9 protein-coding genes, 5 tRNA genes and 1 riboswitch are annotated in these 16841 nt (G+C 72.0%); of the genes, 7 read left to right on the top strand and 7 right to left on the bottom strand.

All coding sequences use genetic code 11. The features are described from left to right. Positions 1 to 10: 10 nt before the first annotated feature. Positions 11 to 151: riboswitch (cyclic di-AMP (ydaO/yuaA leader) on the bottom strand. 435 nt (positions 152 to 586) lie between these two features. From CD790_RS13110 to CD790_RS13085, 6 genes are all read right to left on the bottom strand, one after another. After that, positions 587 to 1726, bottom strand: a complete 1140-nt coding sequence (locus tag CD790_RS13110; RefSeq protein WP_260867543.1) for a PP2C family protein-serine/threonine phosphatase — start codon at positions 1724 to 1726, stop codon at positions 587 to 589. A 388-nt stretch (positions 1727 to 2114) separates the two neighbouring features. After that, complete coding sequence (locus CD790_RS13105) at positions 2115 to 2885, bottom strand: DUF6227 family protein (protein WP_144383327.1); 771 nt, start codon at positions 2883 to 2885, stop codon at positions 2115 to 2117. 660 nt (positions 2886 to 3545) lie between these two features. Further along, positions 3546 to 3618 (bottom strand) — tRNA-Lys (locus tag CD790_RS13100). Between the two features lie 196 nt (positions 3619 to 3814). Continuing rightward, positions 3815 to 6163 (bottom strand): DEAD/DEAH box helicase, encoded by a 2349-nt coding sequence (locus CD790_RS13095; protein ID WP_144383326.1) that lies wholly within the window; start codon positions 6161 to 6163, stop codon positions 3815 to 3817. 468 nt (positions 6164 to 6631) lie between these two features. Further along, on the bottom strand, positions 6632 to 7216 hold the full coding sequence (locus CD790_RS13090) for a hypothetical protein (protein WP_144383325.1): 585 nt from the start codon (positions 7214 to 7216) through the stop codon (positions 6632 to 6634). Positions 7217 to 7576: 360 nt separating this feature from the next. After that, on the bottom strand, positions 7577 to 7927 hold the full coding sequence (locus tag CD790_RS13085; protein ID WP_186318990.1) for a metallopeptidase family protein: 351 nt from the start codon (positions 7925 to 7927) through the stop codon (positions 7577 to 7579). A gap of 348 nt (positions 7928 to 8275) precedes the next feature. On the opposite strand from CD790_RS13085, the gene CD790_RS13080 reads away from it, so the two are divergent. The 7 genes from CD790_RS13080 to CD790_RS13050 all read left to right on the top strand — a co-directional run bounded on the left by CD790_RS13080 (position 8276) and on the right by CD790_RS13050 (position 15344). After that, a complete protein-coding gene (locus tag CD790_RS13080) occupies positions 8276 to 9859 on the top strand; it encodes a metallophosphoesterase (protein WP_399217453.1) in 1584 nt (527 codons plus the stop codon). Positions 9860 to 9975: 116 nt separating this feature from the next. After that, positions 9976 to 10048 (top strand) — tRNA-Glu (locus tag CD790_RS13075). Between the two features lie 38 nt (positions 10049 to 10086). Further along, positions 10087 to 10161, top strand: a tRNA-Asp gene (locus CD790_RS13070). Between the two features lie 20 nt (positions 10162 to 10181). Next, positions 10182 to 10258, top strand: a tRNA-Phe gene (locus CD790_RS13065). A 222-nt stretch (positions 10259 to 10480) separates the two neighbouring features. Then, on the top strand, positions 10481 to 14437 hold the full coding sequence (gene hrpA / locus CD790_RS13060; protein WP_144383323.1) for an ATP-dependent RNA helicase HrpA: 3957 nt from the start codon (positions 10481 to 10483) through the stop codon (positions 14435 to 14437). Between the two features lie 246 nt (positions 14438 to 14683). Further along, positions 14684 to 14758: transfer RNA gene (locus CD790_RS13055), tRNA-Asp, on the top strand. A gap of 367 nt (positions 14759 to 15125) precedes the next feature. Then, positions 15126 to 15344 carry a DUF6274 family protein gene (locus CD790_RS13050; protein WP_144383322.1) on the top strand — a complete coding sequence of 73 codons (219 nt, stop codon included), beginning with the start codon at positions 15126 to 15128 and terminating at the stop codon, positions 15342 to 15344. 874 nt (positions 15345 to 16218) lie between these two features. Here the strand turns inward: CD790_RS13050 and bldC are convergent. After that, positions 16219 to 16425, bottom strand: coding sequence for a developmental transcriptional regulator BldC (gene bldC, locus CD790_RS13045; protein ID WP_020869672.1), 207 nt, complete (start codon positions 16423 to 16425; stop codon positions 16219 to 16221). Positions 16426 to 16841: the final 416 nt, after the last annotated feature.

Below are 16841 nucleotides of genomic sequence, written 5' to 3'. Positions count from 1 at the left end.
GGGGCGTACTCCTTTCCTTCCGTCTCGCCTACCGGGTTAGCTGACGGGTTCGGAGCAGGAAGGTCTCCTACGGGCTCCTCCGAGGAAGCGCCCGATTCACCCCAAGGATGGTGGTTCCCCGGTTCCCTAGGTGCTGCGGTGATGCTGTTGGTGCTCGCGCTGCTGTGCGTGCGGGATTCGGCGACGGCGCACGGTGCCGCCTCTTGCGGCGGCTGTGACGACCGCGCTGCGTTATCGAACGTTAATAGACCGCCCGGCGTGTTTCCAAGCCGTTCCCTGGAATCCGTGCAGAATCGACGCCCCACATTCGGTCACTTCCGGGCAAAGCAGGGCAAGTTGCCGGAGTGTTGAGTCACCAAGATCGCGCGACGAAAACCCGCTACCGCTGATCGTGCGTCAATTGTTATGCGCAGGGGCGGCGGTCGACTACGTTCCGCTATCGGCGCTGCTCGCCCGGTCCGCCGGGCGTTCGAGGCCGGCCGGGTGACCCGGTCGCCGGGAGTCCGCCGGCCGGCCGCCCCGCGCGGGAGTCAGCCCGCCGGCGGCTCCGCGCGGGAGTCAGCCGGCCGGCGGCTCCGCGCGGGAGTCAGCCGGCCGGCTCCTCCGCGCTCGACGGCCGGTGGACGGCGAGCACCGCCATGTCGTCCGCCGCTCTCCCGCGCGCATGGCGCGCGACATCCGCGATCAGCGCGTCCAGCAGGGCGTCCGGGCCCGCGAAGGTGTGGCCGCGCAACCGCTCCGCCGGCTCGTAGAACTCGCCGTGCCGGTCCCGCGCCTCGGTCACCCCGTCCGTGAAGAGCAGCAGCGTCGCCCGAACCGGGAACGGACGCTCGTCCACCAGGTCCGGCCACTCCCCCAGGTCCGTCATGCCCAGAGGCAGCGCCGGCGCCGTCGGCTCCAGGTAGCCCGCGCCGCCGTCCGCGCGGAGCAACAGCGGGGCCGGGTGACCGCGGTTCAGCAGGCGCAGCGTGGCCTCGCCGGGCGGGACCTCCACGAGCACCGCCGTGGCGAACCCCTCGCGCAGCTCCACGCTCGCCCGCCGCTCGGCCTCCCGCCGCAGGGCGCGGTCCAGCCGCCCCGCCACGCCCGCCAGCGTCGCCTCCTGCTCCGCCGCCTCCCGGAACGCCCCGAGGACGATCACCACGGCCTCGACCGCCTCCAGCCCCTTGCCCCGGATGTCGGCGACGAGTACGCGCGCGCCGTACGGCGTCCCCTGCACCGCGTACAGGTCCCCGCCGATGCGCGCCTCGGCCTGCGCCGCCTGGTACCGCGCCGCGATGCGCAGTCCGCCCAGACGGGCGGCTGGCGTGGGCAGCACGGCGCGCTGTGCCGCCTCGGCGATGACCCGCGCGGAGGCCAGCCGCCGCTCGCTGCGCCGCATCATCCGGTTGGTCGCGATGGCGAGGAGCCCCACGGTGCACGCCGTGGCCAGCTCCGTGAGCGTCTGCGCCTCCCCCGCGTACCGCAGCCCCTGCACCACCATCAGCCCTAAGGCCGCCCCCACCGAGGCCGCGACGATCGCCAACGTCACCCTCAGGGTGGAGAAGGGGGCGGCGATGAGCGGCGCGGCGGAGAGGAAGGGCACGGCGGTGTACGCCGGCGGGGTGGCCAACTCGAAGACGATCCCGCCGACGATCAGGGCGGCCGGCAGCCAGGTGGCGAAGCGACGGGCGGGCGCGGTCTCGTAGACCTCGCCTTCCGCCACCGCGGCCCTGCCGCCTCGCACCCGCACCGGCTTCTCCCACGTACCGCTCCGACGCCGTCGGACAGACCCGGGGTTCGGACCCGCCGCCGACTCTCCGCCGCCGATCTCCCCGCTGCCGATTCCGCCGCCACCGGGCCGTCTTCGTCGCTTCGTCGTCGGGCGGCGCCACCGCTCCCGCCGCCGGCTCCCCCAAGGCTCCCGGCTGACGCCCCGCGGGGCGACTCGACGACAGCCATCCGGCCTAGGCCGTGAGAGTTCGGGCCCGGGCCCGCGGGCGGACACAGGACGCGAGGGCGCGCGACGGCGGCGAGAAGGCTCAAGGACGGCCAGACGCCCTGAGGACGACCAGACGACTCTGAGGACGGCCAGACGGCTCGAAGGCGGCCCGTCAGCGGCTAGGCGCGGCCGCTCACAGCTCCACCCCGAGCGCGCGGGCGTGCCGGTCGGCCGCCAGCTCCGCGGCGACCTCGTCGAGATAGACCTCGCACACCAGCCGCCCGTCGCTGGTCAGGTTGTGCTCCAGCTCCCACAGGCTGATCTCGTCGCCGTCGGCGAGGAGGAACGCGTGCTCGTAGAAGCGGCACCACGTCCCGTCGGGACCGCCCGACCGCCGGCGCGGCTTGGGGGCGAGCGCGATGTCGTGCGCGAAGGCGGTGGTGAGCAGGCGCTCCACGTCCTCGCCCGGCCGGTCCGGGTTCTCCGCGCGACGCAGTACACGGCGGGCGTGGTCGGGCGAGTTGTCGGAGACGTAGGCGCGGGACGTCGTCATCGGCGGCGCCCCGTTGAGCAGTTGCTCCGGGATCCACAGCGGCACGGAGTCGAACTCGTCCCACCGGCCGCCACCGGTCCGCTCGTGCACCCGGCGCTCCGCGGCCAGCAACGCCCCCTCGTCGTCGTACAGCTCGTACTGCGGGCGCTCGTCGGCGCCGGTGTTGTGCTCCAGCTCCCACAGCATCACGCTGCTGCCGTCGGGCAGCAGGAAGACATGCCGGTACGTGCTGTAACCGAGCGGCCCGCGCGGCTCGTTGCACTGGCGGCACGAGCGCAGCTCGGTCTGGTGCATCAGGGCGTCACGCAATCGGACGAGCAGCGCCTCGTCGATCTCGAACCCGTTCTGGGCACGGGCGAGCAGCCCGTCGAGCAGTTCGGCATGCGTTCCGCCCTGCTGTGAGTGCCCCATGTCGTCTCTACCTCCCGGCCATCGACTCGCCGCGCCCCCCAGCGACCACATCGCGACTTACCGTAGCGGCGCGGCCACGCGACGCGTGCGGTGTTTCGGCGAAGCGGCCTCGGCGGCGTGTCCTCCTCATCCACTCCTGCGCCGGAAGGCTCAGATACATCACTCCGTGGGCCTGATCCACGACAGATTCGATCACTTCCCCGATTTCAGCGCGCTATCCGGTATGACCGACTCCGCTACCCTCCGCGACGGCGGAGACCCGCCGCCGTCGCGGCGTCAGGGGCTCGCCGACGTCGCACCGGACGCCCCGGAACACCCGCCGGTTTGACGCGGCGTCACCGGATACCGCTCACACCAGGGGCTCATGGGAAACCCCGCCACGGGCCGCGCTCGGGCTCACCGCCGCCCCGGCATGGCGACGCGTCCGGTAGGCGAACGGTGGACAGCACGGGCGGGCGCGGCACGACCCGGGAGGCGCGTCCTCCGCCGCGGACCCGCGCGGGCGGGCACGGACACCCCCGGAGCCCGGCGGAACCCTCCGGCGGCGCGGAACGGCCGTAAGGCCGCGCGGACGGACAAGCGACGGCCCGACCGGAGATCTCCGATCGGGCCGTTGGAATACACGCAGGTCAGAGGCGACGTGCTCGCCCCTCACAACGGTGGGCCGTCAGGGGCTCGAACCCTGAACCAATGGATTAAAAGTCCACTGCTCTGCCAATTGAGCTAACGGCCCGTACACCGCAGCATAGCCCGCCCCCGGCTCCGGCCCGAGCCAATACCGTGCCTTGCCCGAGCGGGCCCGGCTTCAAGGGCGCTCTTCGGCGCACGCCATGTGGGACGTCACTGCGATCTTCGCGCGAGAGGGCCCGTACGACACTTCCGTGTCGTACGGGCCCTCAGACGCTCAAACCCTCAGTCGTGCAACGGGATCAGCCGTTCCGCTTCCAGCGGGGCTTGTCGGCGCGGCGGTCGAAGGGCCGGGCGCCCCGGTGGTCGTCACGACGGGCCGGACGGTCGTCGCGACGGTCCCGGTTGAAGGGACGGTCGTCGCGGTTGAACGGACGGTCCTCGCGGCGCTCACGGTGGAACGGACGGTCGCCGCCACGGTGGTTGTGGTCGCGACGCTCGAAGGAGCGGCCCTGACGGTCGTCACGACGCTCGAACGAACGGCCGCCGCCGAAGCCACCACGGTCGCCGTCACGACGCTCACGGTTGAAACCACCGCGGTCACCGCCACGGTCGCCACGGTCCTCACGACGGTCCCGACCGAAACCACGGTCCCGGTCACGGTCGCGGTCGAAACCGCGGTCGTCGCGACGGTCACGGTCACGGTTGAAGTTGCCACGGTCGTCACGACGCTCGAACGAACGGCCGCCACCGAAGCCACCACGGTCGCCGTCACGACGCTCACGGTTGAAACCACCGCGGTCACCGCCACGGTCGCCACGGTCCTCACGACGGTCCCGACCGAAACCACGGTCCCGGTCACGGTCGCGGTCGAAACCGCGGTCGTCGCGACGGTCACGGTTGAAGCCGCGGTCACGGTCACGGTCGAAACCGCGCTCCCGGTCCCGACGCTCGAAGTTGCCGCGCTCGTCACGACGCTCGTACGAGGACGCCCGGCGCGGGGCCTCCTCGGCCACCACCGCGGTCTCGACCTCGGCCGCGGGGGCCTGGTGCGGGACGACCGGGGTCTCGGCGGCGGTCACGGCCTCCTCCGAGCTCGCGGCGACGGCCGCCTCCGGGGCCTCGCCCCGCTCACGCGCCACGCGGGCGGCCAGCCGGTCGGCCTCCTCGCGGAGTTCGAGCGCCCGGCGCTGGACCTTCTCCAGCTCGCGGGTGAGCTGCTGCACCTCACGCTCGGCCTGCTTGGCCGAGTTGGCCGCCGACTCCGCCTGCACCTCGGTGAGCGAGCGGGCGCCGGTGATCCGGGCCACGTCCTCGTCGAAGGCACCGGCGCCGCCCACGATGTGGCGCGAGGCGTCCACGCCCGCGTCCTCCATCAGACGGAAGATCTGCCGGCGCTGGTGCGGCAGCGCCAGCGAGACGACGGTGCCGGACTGGCCGGCACGGGCGGTGCGGCCGCTGCGGTGCAGGTAGTCCTTGTGGTCGCCGGCCGGGTCGACGTTGAGCACCAGGTCGATGCCGTCGACGTGGATACCGCGGGCGGCCACGTCGGTGGCGACGAGCACGTTGACGTACCCGTCCTTGAAGTCGGCCAGGGTGCGAGTGCGGGCGCCCTGGGTCATGCCGCCGTGCAGCGCGTCGGCGCGCACGCCCGCCTCGCGCAGCTGGTCGGCGACGCGGTCGGCGCCGAGCTGGGTCCGCACGAAGATGATGGTGCGGCCCTTGCGCGCCGCGATGGCGGCGGTGACCGGGGCCTTGTCCTTGGGCTTCACGACCAGGACGTGGTGGGTCATGGTGGAGACCGCGCCGGCCGACGGGTCGACCTCGTGGGTGACCTGGTCGACCAGGTAACGCTTGACCAGGGTGTCGATCTCGTTCTCCAGCGTGGCGGAGAAGAGCAGACGCTGACCGCCCTGCGGCACCAGGTCGAGGATCTCGGTGACCTCGGGCAGGAAGCCCATGTCGGCCATCTGGTCGGCCTCGTCGAGGACGGCGACCTGGACCTTGTCGAGCGAGGCGGCGCCGCGGTCGATGATGTCGCGCAGTCGGCCCGGGGTGGCGACGAGGATGTCGACACCGCGCTCCAGGGCGTAGATCTGGTTGCCCATCGAGGTGCCGCCGCAGACGACCTTGAGCTTGAGGCCGAGGACGTCGCCGTACGGCTGGAGCGCGTCGCTCACCTGCATGGCGAGCTCACGGGTCGGGGTCAGGATCAGACCGCGCGGGCGCTTCTTCTCGGTGTGGCCGCCGGCGAGGGTGGTCAGCAGCGGCAGGCCGAAGGAGAGGGTCTTGCCGGAGCCGGTACGACCGCGGCCGAGGATGTCCTTGCCGGCCAGCGCGTCCGGGATGGTCGCGGCCTGGATCGGGAACGGGGTGGTCACACCGTTCTGCGCCAGCTTGCGGACGATCTGCTCGGGGAGCCCGAGGTCGCCGAAGGTGATCTGGGGAGCCGCGTCCTGGTCGTCCGCCTCGGCGTCGGCCTCGACGTCAGCGTCGACCTCGTTGTCGGCCTCGACCTCGATGTCGGCCTCGGCGCCGGTCTCGACCTGGGACTCGATCGCCTCGACCGCCGCCGCGGACGTCTGCTCGTCCTGCTCGACCTGCTCGGTCACGGCGCTGGGCATGGCGGTGTTATCAGTGGAAATGGACATGCGAAATGCGAAACCTTCCGGAGTCTCGGCACGCGCCCGAACTCCGTGTCATTTCGCAAACGACCGCCTCAATGCGGTCAGCCACGGCAAGGGTAGGAACGCGCCACGCGGCGCGCTTCGGTTTGGCGCCGGGCAAATGGGATCAAACGATCTACCACCATACGCACTCCCACCCCCGGAAAGCAAATCCGGCCCGGATCCACCCGCTCTCAGCCCCGGTCCGACGCCCGCCTCCCGTCTCCCGCCTCCCGTCTCGATCACACCGGCTCCCCCACCCCGACCCGCGGCCCCGCCCGCCGCCGCCCGCCCTGCGGCCGCGCTCGGCCCGCGCGGCCACGCCCGACCAGCCCCGTGCCGGCCAGCCCACCTCACGCTCGGCCTCGTACCGACCGGTCGCCTCACGCCCGGCCCCGTACCGGCCAGCCCTCGTAACGCCCAGCCCTCGTACCGGCTCGGTGCGGGGGCCGCTCAGCCCGCCTGCGGCGAGGACTCCGGCCCCTTGCCGCCGCCCCCGCTCCCGCCGGTCGAGCCCGGGTCCTCCGTGGTCGGCGGCGGGGTCGTCGGCTCGCTGGTGGTCGGCTGCGGCGCCGGGGTCGTGGGCGGCGGAGTCGTCGGACGCGGCGGGCGCGGTGCCTGGGACGTGGGGGCCGAGGTCGGTTCGCTCTTGCCTCCGCCGCCCGGAGTCGGCGCCGGCGAGCTGGTGCGCGGCCGCGGGCTGCGGCTGCGCCCGGCGGACGTGGAGGGCTCCGGGGCGGACTCCGAGGGCTTCGCGCCCTCCTTCCCGTCCCGACCGCCCGCCTTCTTCTTGCCCTTGCCCTTGCTCCTGCCGTGCTCCCCCTTGGCGTCGTCGACCGTGCGCGCCGCCGCGGCCGACGGGAGCGTGCCGCCGTCCGGCTGCGTCACACCGCCAGGGTGCTCGGTGCTGCTGCCACGCGTCCCGGGCCGCTCCGGGTCGTCGGACACGCTCATGCAGCCCCCCAGGGTCATGGCGGCAGCCATGACGGCCGCGATGCGCGCGGCCGCGCGGGGGGACGGAGCGGAGATTCCAGGCATGGGCGGGACACCTCTCAGGCCACGGGGTGCAGGCGCACTGCCCAACTGGCCGCGCCCCGCCCAGGACACGCGCGCCGCGCCCGGCTCCGGTCCCGTACGCGCGCGGCGAACCCCCCGCGGGGCTCACGACGACCGCACGCCGTCGCCCTCCCGCAGGCCGTCGCCCCCGCTCGCCGTACCCGGCCCGCACCACCGCGCGGCCGCCCGCTCGCCGTACTCCGAGCACCTCGACGCCGCGCGGCGTCGAGGTGGTCGCACGCGGGCGCGTTGCGCCGCACGACGCTCGCGTGGCGCCACACGACACTCGCGTGACGCCCAACGACACCGCGCGGGCCCCGCCTCACCCGTGACGCTCGCGCGTCACCCGTAGCCGAGCGCGTGCAGCCGCTCGTCGTCGATGCCGAAATGGTGGGCGATCTCATGGACGACGGTCACCTCGGTCTCGGCGATCACGTCCTCGCGCGTCTCGCACATCCGCAGCGTCGGATTGCGGTAGATCGTGATGCGGTCCGGCAGCACCCCCGCGTACCACTCGCCTCGGTCGGTCAGCGGCGTCCCCTCGTAGAGCCCGAGCAGCTCGGGATCGTCCGTCGGCGGCTCGTCCTCGACGAAGACCGCCACGTTGTCCATCAGCCTCGTCAGCTCGGGCGGGATCCGGTCCAGCGCCTCGGCGACCAGTTCCTCGAACTCCTCGCGCGTCATCTCCAGCACGCCGCCATTGTCCGCGAAGAACGGCCCGCGGACCCCGACCCGGACGCGCACGGGCCCACTCGGGCGCACCGTTCACCGCCCCGAGCCCCCGCATCGCCCCGCGAAGCGCCGCACCGCCCACCGCCACCGGCTCCGCACCCCGAAGGGCCCCGTCAGCCCAGTCGTCGCATAGCGGGCCGGGGAAACGGGCATACGGGCCCAATGGCCCGTACCGCCCTGTCCGGGACCACGTCGCCCGGCCCCGCCGCCGCCCATCCGCTCCGTCCGGTCCGTCCGGTCCACACCGCCGTCGCGCGCGTCCCGGCCGCCGCCCGGCGCCTCCGCCCGACCATCCGGCGCTTGCGCGCGATCGCGCGGCGCGTACCCGGGGCGACGACCCCCGGGAGCCCCACGGAGGCGGCCCGGCGCGCGCGGGAGGCGCTCGTACGGCTACGGCGCCGCGCCCGATCGCCGGAGCGCCGCCCGCGCGGGGGGCGTTTCCCGGGCGAGCCGGGGCTCCGCCCCGACGGCGCCGCCGATCTCCTCCGGGCCTCCGGCCCGCTCCCTCGCGCCATCACCCTGATCGCCGTCACCGTCCTCGGCTCCTGGCTGGGGCTGCTCGCCGTCGGCGGCGTCCACGCCTCCGTCGGCCCGATGGAGACGCGGATGGCGCTGCGCCCCTCGCTCACCGGCGGCACCTCGATCGACGTGTCCCCGCTCGGCTCGCTCGAATTCCGCAGCCACCGGGCCCCGCTCCGGCTGGACGTCGATGTCGACCGGCTCGATCCGGTCCGCTCCGAGGCGCTGGTGGAGCACCCCGAGCGGCTCTCCGGGCTCCAGGAGGAGGTCGCCGACGACGTCGTCCACGGCACCCGCGAGCTGGCGATCCGCTCCTGCGCGGCGGTGGCCTTCGGCGCCACCGCGCTCGGCCTGGCCGTCTTCCGGCGCCCGCGCCGCGCGCTGGCCGCCGGCGGGCTGGCGCTGGCGCTGCTCGCCTCCTCGGGCGTCGCGGCGTACGCCACCTGGAACCCGAAGTCCGTGCTGGAGCCGAAGTACTCCGGGCTGCTCTCCAGCGCCCCGGCGGTGGTGGGCTCCGCGCGGACCATCGCCGACGACTTCGACGTCTACCAGGGCGAGTTGGCGCGACTGGTCGCCAACGTCACCAAGGTGTACGAGGCCACCTCCACCCTCCCCGCGTACCAGCCCGACCCCACGACCATGCGGGTGCTGCACGTCTCGGACATCCGTCTCAACCCGCTGTCCTGGCATGTGGTCCGGTCGCTCGTGAAGCGGTACGAGATCGACGTCATCGTCGACACGGGCGACACGACCGGCCGCGGCACCACCGCCGAGAACGGCTTCCTGGCCCCGGTCTCCGACCTCGGGGCCCCGTACGTGTGGGTGCGCGGCGACCGTGACTCGCGCGACACACAGGCGTACCTCTCCCGGCGCGGGGGAGTGACGGTCCTGGACGACGGCCGCGCGGTGACCGTCGCCGGGCTGCGCATCGCCGGCGTCGGGGCTCCGCGGTTCACCGCCGACCGCGCGGCGAGCGCCGACGACGACGACAAGTCGACCGAGCGCCGCGCGGGCCGGCGGTTGGCCGCCGGCCTTCGGGCCCAGCGCGCGGCCGGCACCCCCGTCGACATCGCGCTCGCGCACCACCCGGCCGCCGCGCGGGAGGCCGACGGCGCGGTCCCGCTCGTCCTGGCCGGCCATGCGCGGCACCGGGAGAGCGAGCTGTTGCCGGGGGGCACCCGGCTGATGATCGGGGGCTCGACCGGCGGCAGCGGGCTCGGCGCGTTCGGCGGCACGGAACCCGACGCGGTGCGGGCGTCCGTGCTCTACCTGGACCGCGACACCCATCGGCTCCAGGTCTGGGACGAGATCGAGCTGGACGGACTCGGGCTGACAAAAGCCGAGGTCAGCCGCCATCTACCGGAGGAGTCATGAGCGCTTTCGGGCCGCTTCTAGGGCCTCGCGGTAAACCGTTTTGGCGAACCATCCCGACATCCCATATGCTTCTCACGTCCCCGACGGCGCCGAGAGGCGCACAAGGTGGGCCATCAGCCCTCATCGTCTAGTGGCCCAGGACGCCGCCCTTTCAAGGCGGTAGCACGGGTTCGAATCCCGTTGGGGGCACGCAAGATCATGTGCGAGACTAGTGCTCGCACGAGCTTGGTCCTGTGGAGCAGTTTGGAGTGCTCGCCACCCTGTCAAGGTGGAGGCCGCGGGTTCAAATCCCGTCAGGACCGCTGCAACCGCGAGGTTGCGTGGCTGGGTAGCTCAGTTGGTACGAGCGTCCGCCTGAAAAGCGGAAGGTCGCCGGTTCGACCCCGGCCCCAGCCACCACAGAAAGGCCCTGATCCTCGGATCAGGGCCTTTCGCGTTGCCCCGCACCTCACACCCCTGCCCCTCGTACCCCTGCACCTCGTACCCCCGCGCTTCGCACCCGCGCCTGTACCCCGCCCCCGCCCCGGACGCCGGCCTCACCCGTCCGGCCCAGCCGGCGCTCACAGGCCAGACGGAAATGGTTCGCCAGCCGTTTCGGCGAGGTGAGATCCTGGATCGCGTATGTCCACCACGCCTGCCCCCGCCCTGCCCGCCCTGCTGGACCGCCTGCCCGAGCTGACGCTGCGCGACCAGCAGCGGCTCGGCCGCCGGCTCGACGGCGCGCGCCGGATCCGTAAGCCAGAGGCGCGCTCCGCCGTGCTCTCCGAGATCGCCGCCGACATCGAGCGAGCCGAGCTGCGCGTGGCCACACGCCGGGCGGCGGTGCCCGAGGTCGACTACCCGGAGTCGCTCCCGGTCAGCCAGAAGAAGGACGTGATCCTGGAGGCGATCCGGGACCACCAGGTGGTGATCGTCGCGGGTGAGACCGGCTCCGGCAAGACCACCCAGATCCCCAAGATCTGCCTGGAGCTGGGGCGCGGCGTACGGGGCCTGATCGGGCACACCCAGCCCCGTCGGATCGCCGCCCGCACCGTCGCCGAGCGCGTCGCCGAGGAGCTGCGCACCCCGCTGGGCGAGTCGGTCGGCTGGAAGGTCCGCTTCACCGACCAGGTGAGCCCGGACACCCACATCAAGCTGATGACCGACGGCATCCTGCTCGCCGAGATCCAGACCGACCGCGAGCTGCGCGCCTACGACACGATCATCATCGACGAGGCGCACGAGCGCAGCCTCAACATCGACTTCATCCTCGGCTACCTGGCCCAGCTGCTGCCCCGGCGCCCCGACCTCAAGGTCGTCATCACCTCGGCGACCATCGACCCGGAGCGCTTCTCCCGACACTTCGGGGAGGCGCCGATCATCGAGGTCAGCGGGCGCACGTATCCGGTGGAGGTGCGGTACCGCCCGCTGCTGGAGGAGGGCGGCGACGACGCCGATCGGGACCAGATCACCGCGATCTGCGACGCGGTCGACGAGCTCCAGGCCGAGGGGCCGGGCGACATCCTGGTCTTCCTCTCCGGCGAGCGCGAGATCCGCGACACCGCCGACGCGCTCAACAAGAAGGCGCTCCCGTTCACCGAGGTGCTGCCGCTGTACGCGCGGCTGTCCCACGCCGAGCAGCACCGGGTCTTCCAGCGCCACACCGGCCGCCGGATCGTGCTGGCCACCAACGTCGCCGAGACCTCGCTCACCGTCCCCGGCATCCGCTATGTCATCGACACCGGCATGGCCCGCATCTCGCGCTACAGCTACCGCACCAAGGTGCAGCGGCTGCCCATCGAGCCGATCAGCCAGGCCAGCGCCAACCAGCGCAAGGGCCGCTGCGGCCGCACCAGCGACGGCATCTGCGTCCGGCTCTACTCCGAGGACGACTTCCTGAGCCGTCCGGAGTTCACCGACGCCGAGATCCTCCGCACCAACCTGGCCTCCGTCATCCTCCAGATGACCGCCGCCGGGCTCGGGGACATCGAGAAGTTCCCCTTCATCGACCCGCCGGACCGGCGCAACATCAAGGACGGCGTGCAGCTCCTGGAGGAGCTGGGCGCCATCGACGGCACGCAGAAGGACCCGAAGAAGCGGCTCACCCAGATGGGGCGAAAGCTCTCGCAGCTCCCCGTCGACCCGCGGCTGGCCCGCATGGTCCTGGAGGCGGACCGCAACAACTGCGTCCGCGAGGTCATGGTGATCGCCTCCGCGCTCTCCATCCAGGACCCGCGCGAGCGCCCGTCGGACAAGCAGCAGCAGGCGGACCAGCAGCACGCCCGCTTCAAGGACGAGTCCTCCGACTTCCTGGCCTTCCTCAACCTGTGGCGGTACGTCCGCGAGCAGCAGAAGGTGCTGTCCTCCTCCGCCTTCCGCCGCATGTGCCGCTCGGAGTTCCTCAACTACCTGCGCATACGCGAGTGGCAGGACATCTACAGCCAGCTGCGCACGGTCGCCAAGACCATGGGCATCCACCTGTCCGAGCAGGACGCGGCGCCCGACCACATCCACACCTCCCTGCTGGCCGGCCTGTTGTCCCACGTCGGGCTCAAGAGCGTCGTGGCGGAAGGCGGCAAGGAGACGACCGGCAAGGGCAACGAGTACCTGGGCGCGCGCAGTGCCAAGTTCGCCGTCTTCCCCGGCTCCGCGCTCTTCAAGAAGCCACCGCGCTGGATCATGTCGGCGGAGCTGGTGGAGACGTCCCGGCTGTGGGCGCGGGTCAACGCCAGGATCGAGCCGGAGTGGATCGAGCCGCTCGCCCAGCACCTGGTGAAGCGGACCTACAGCGAGCCGCACTGGGAGCAGAAGCAGGCGGCGGTGATGGCGTACGAGAAGGTCACGCTCTACGGCGTGCCGATCGTCGCCCAGCGCAAGGTCAACTACGGCCGTATCGACCCGGAGACCAGCCGCGACCTGTTCATCCGTAACGCCCTGGTCGAGGGCGACTGGCGCACCCACCACCAGTTCTTCCAGGACAACCGCAAGCTGCTCGGCGAGGTCGAGGAGCTGGAGCACCGCGCCCGCCGCCGCGACATCCTGGTCGACGACGAGACGCTCTTCGACTTCTACGACCAGCGCATCCCCGCGCACGTCGTCTCCGGCGCGCACTTCGACTCCTGGTGGAAGCACAAGCGGCGGGACGAGCCGGAGCTGCTGAGCTTCGAGAAGTCGATGCTCATCAACGAGCGCGCGGAGGGCGTCACCAAGGACGACTACCCGGACACCTGGCGCCAGGGGTCGCTCAAGTTCAAGGTGACGTACCAGTTCGAGCCCGGCGCGGACGCCGACGGCGTGACCGTCCACATCCCGCTCCAGGTGCTCAACCAGGTCACCGCGGAGGGCTTCGACTGGCAGATCCCCGGGCTGCGCGAGGACCTCGTCACCGAGCTGATCCGGTCCCTGCCCAAGCCGATCCGGCGCGCCTACGTCCCCGCCCCGAACTACGCCAAGCGCTTTCTGGACGGCGCGGTGCCGCTCCAGGAGTCGCTGACGGTCACCCTCGCCCGTGAGCTCCAGCGCATGCAGGGGGTGAAGATCGCCCCCGAGGACTGGGATCTGGAGAAGGTCCCGGACCACCTGAAGATCACCTTCCGGGTGGTCGACGAGCGGCGCCGCAAGCTCGCCGAGGACAAGGACCTGGAGGCGCTGCGGCTGCGGCTGAAGCCGAAGACCCGCGCGGCCATCTCCCGCGCCTTCGAGTCCTCCAAGGAGGGCGCGGGCATCGAGCAGCGCACCGGGCTGACCCAGTGGACGATCGGCACCCTGCCGCGCACCTTCGAGACGCGTCGCGCGGGGCAGCCGGTGAAGGCGTACCCGGCGCTGGTCGACGAGGGAGCCTCGGTCGCCGTGCGGCTCTTCGACACCGAGGTCGAGCAGCAGCAGGCGATGTGGCGCGGCACCCGCCGGCTGATCCTGCTCAACCTGCCCTCCAATCCCGCCAAGTTCGCCCAGGGCAAGCTGACCAACCAGGCGAAGCTGGCGCTCTCCGCCAGCCCGCACGGCAGCGTCCAGGCGCTCTTCGAGGACTGCGTCTCGGCCGCCGCGGACCGACTGATCGCCGCCCGCGGCGGTCCGGCCTGGGACGAGGAGTCCTTCCGCAAGCTCTTCGACGCCGTCCGCGCGGACATCACCGACGCCACTCTGGACACCGTCCGCAAGGTGCAGGAGGTGCTGGCCGCCTGGCAGGCGTGCGAACGGCGGCTCAAGGCCACCAAGAGCCCGGTTCTGCTGCCCTCCCTGACCGACGTCAGGGAGCAGCTGGGGGAGCTGGTCAAGGCCGGCTTCGTCACCGAGCACGGCGTGCGTCGCCTCCCGGACCTGATGCGCTACCTGGTGGCCGTCGACCGCCGGCTGCAGCAGCTGCCGATCAACGCGGAGCGGGACCGCACCCGGATGGCGAAGGTGCACGAGATGCGGGACGAGTACCTCTGGCTGCTGGAGCAGCTCCCGCAGGGGCGCCCGGTGCCGCGTGAGGTCCGGGAGATCCGCTGGATGATCGAGGAGCTTCGGGTGAGCTACTTCGCGCACGCCCTGGGCACCGCGTACCCGATCTCGGACAAGCGGATCGTCAAGGCGATCGACGCCGCGGCACCCTAGGCGCGGGTGGGTCGGCCGGCCGACCCGGCGGGCCGACCCGGCGGCGCGCACCCCGTGGAACGAGCCGTTCCAGGCCCGTTCCGCCCGCCGTCCGCCCGCCGTCCGCCCGCCGTCCGCCCGCCGTCCGCCCGCCGTTCGGCCTCGGTCCGCCCGTAGTCCCGCCGTCGCCAAGAGTGAGTTCGACCAGGCGGCCTGACCTGCTGTAGAGTCTGTCTCCGCAGCCCACCGAGGTGGGAAGCGAAGCAAGGTCCTGTGGAGCAGTTTGGAGTGCTCGCCACCCTGTCAAGGTGGAGGCCGCGGGTTCAAATCCCGTCAGGACCGCCTCTGGATCACGGCCCGCGATTCCCCTGGAATCGCGGGCCGTGGCGTTTGTGCGGCCCCAACGGCCCGCCCACGGACCGCACTCCCTGACGGCGCGACAGGCACCGCGAACCGCGCCGCGACCGCGCCACGAACCGCACCGTGCCCGCCCGTCGACGCCGCACCGTCCATCCCGCGCGCGACGCGCTCCGTACGACCGCGAGGACGCGGGAGACGGCCGTGGCGCTGTCCGTCCGAAGGGTGCTGGCTCATAATGGACACGGGCCCGGATCCGCACGAGGATCCGGGCCTTTGCGTGTCTTGACTGGGGCACGTACCAGGGGTACCCATCACTTAAGTGGCCTGGGGCGCGCGGGAGGTGCGGCTCATGACGACGACCGCGAGGCATGAGACCAGGGCGTTGTTACGCGCCCATCTGTCAGCGGCGATGGGGTATCGCCACTCCACCCGGCACTGTCCGGTCTGCCACCGGCTGCTGCGGCTGGCGATGGAGCCCCAGGAGGCCCGAGGCGCCGACGGGGGCACCGCGGAGGCCGTGCGCGCCGCCGACGCCGTCGAGGGCGGGAAGAGCACCGCGTGCGGCTGACACCGTCCAGCCCTCTGCGGCCGACGCCGACCGGCGCCGTCCGACTGCCGTCCCAGGCCGCGCCGCAGCCCCACGCCGCGCGACCGCCGGCCGACGCCGCGCGGCCGGCACCGCTCGGCCGCGGGCGGCCGTCGGCTCCGACCCTCACGCGACCGACACCGCACGGACGTCGGCCCGCACGGACGTCGGCCCGCGCGGGCGGCGACAGGCCCGTCCGCGACGGAGGGATCCGATCCGCCCACGAGGCAGGCACCCACGGAAGAGGCGCCCACGGCACTCACGGCGGAGGCACCCACGGGACAGGCGCCAGCCCCGCGTCGCCTCGGCGGCGATTCACGCACGTAAACAGACGCGCTCGATTCCGCGCGCGAACGCATCCAATGCGCCTTCCACGCCCTCTTCCTCCACGGCACGGAAGTGCCGAATCCCTTTACCGTAGGTATGCACGTGACGACAAGCAGCATGCGATGTGACGGGAGTCACCGAACGGCTTTCCAAAGGGGGTGAACTTACACCCCTCCTACAACAGGTCAATTTAATATGTGCAATTGCACCACCCTTTCGAGTGGCCCGAGGGAAGCGCTTCCATCCCCTCCCCCGCCACCCCCAAGGGGCGCCTTGCACGGAATGTGCGGACTCCGCAGGAGGCGGGGCGAGTCCGGCCGACACGGCCACCCCGCCCTGATGGACGGCGCGTTCGCCCCCTCGCGCGGGCATGAAAAATCGCGCTGGACCCGGCGGAGTCCAGCGCGATCGACGACTCGCCCGCATCGTACGGGCGGCACACCTGTTGGGGCAGGCGCTGTCGTGTGGAGCTAGTGGTGGGCCATCAGCCAGGCTGGGGGGCCTGGAAATGCCCGGTTATGCAGTTGTTTCAGCCCTCGCTGCGCTGCTGCGGGATGCCCGCAAGGAGCGCGCGGACCTCCGCTTCGCGGTAGCGCCGGTGACCACCGAGCGTGCGGATCGACGTGAGCTTGCCTGCCTTGGCCCAGCGCGTGACCGTCTTCGGGTCCACGCGGAACATCGTGGCAACCTCAGCCGGGGTCAGCAGCGGCTCGGCATCAGGGGTGCGAGCGGTCATGAGCGGCCTCCTCGGGAGAACCGAACCATCACGGTTCTTTCCTCTAAATTCTGCACCTTGACCCGCGTTGCCCGAAATGGCGGACGCGGGCCGAGTCGGTTATAGGACGAACGGCTTGTCCTCGGCACTACAACTACACCATCTGTCCAGCCCCGTCGGCCAAACCGATGGAATTGCCCTCTCAGGTGTTCAACCTCGACGGAACCCGATGGACCATGCCATAACGGACAGTCACCCAACCGTGACGATCAGTCACGGTGGGACCAAGCGCCATCAGCACCATCAAGGAGTGCAATACCGATGAATCCGCCCTTACTTGGACGGAAGGAGGCCCTCCTGGACTCCTTGTCCTATTTTGGCACGAGGGTAGGGGATAGCCGCAAGACCCGAAGTAAGTGGGTTAGGTCACTGTTGCC

Origin of the sequence: Streptomyces sp. SAJ15 (genome assembly GCF_007595705.1) — a bacterium.
GTDB lineage: Bacteria > Actinomycetota > Actinomycetes > Streptomycetales > Streptomycetaceae > Streptomyces.
Note: the sequence above shows the minus strand (reverse complement) of the source record. Positions and strands in the feature narration are given on the sequence as shown.

Coding starts and splice junctions, on each gene's coding strand:
- CD790_RS13090 (WP_144383325.1), bottom strand. CDS start 7,216: ATGCCTGGAATCTCCGCTCCGTCCCCCCGCGCGGCCGCGCGCATCGCG.
- bldC (WP_020869672.1), bottom strand. CDS start 16,425: ATGACCGCTCGCACCCCTGATGCCGAGCCGCTGCTGACCCCGGCTGAG.
- CD790_RS13050 (WP_144383322.1), top strand. CDS start 15,126: ATGACGACGACCGCGAGGCATGAGACCAGGGCGTTGTTACGCGCCCAT.
- CD790_RS13095 (WP_144383326.1), bottom strand. CDS start 6,163: ATGTCCATTTCCACTGATAACACCGCCATGCCCAGCGCCGTGACCGAG.
- hrpA (WP_144383323.1), top strand. CDS start 10,481: ATGTCCACCACGCCTGCCCCCGCCCTGCCCGCCCTGCTGGACCGCCTG.
- CD790_RS13105 (WP_144383327.1), bottom strand. CDS start 2,885: ATGGGGCACTCACAGCAGGGCGGAACGCATGCCGAACTGCTCGACGGG.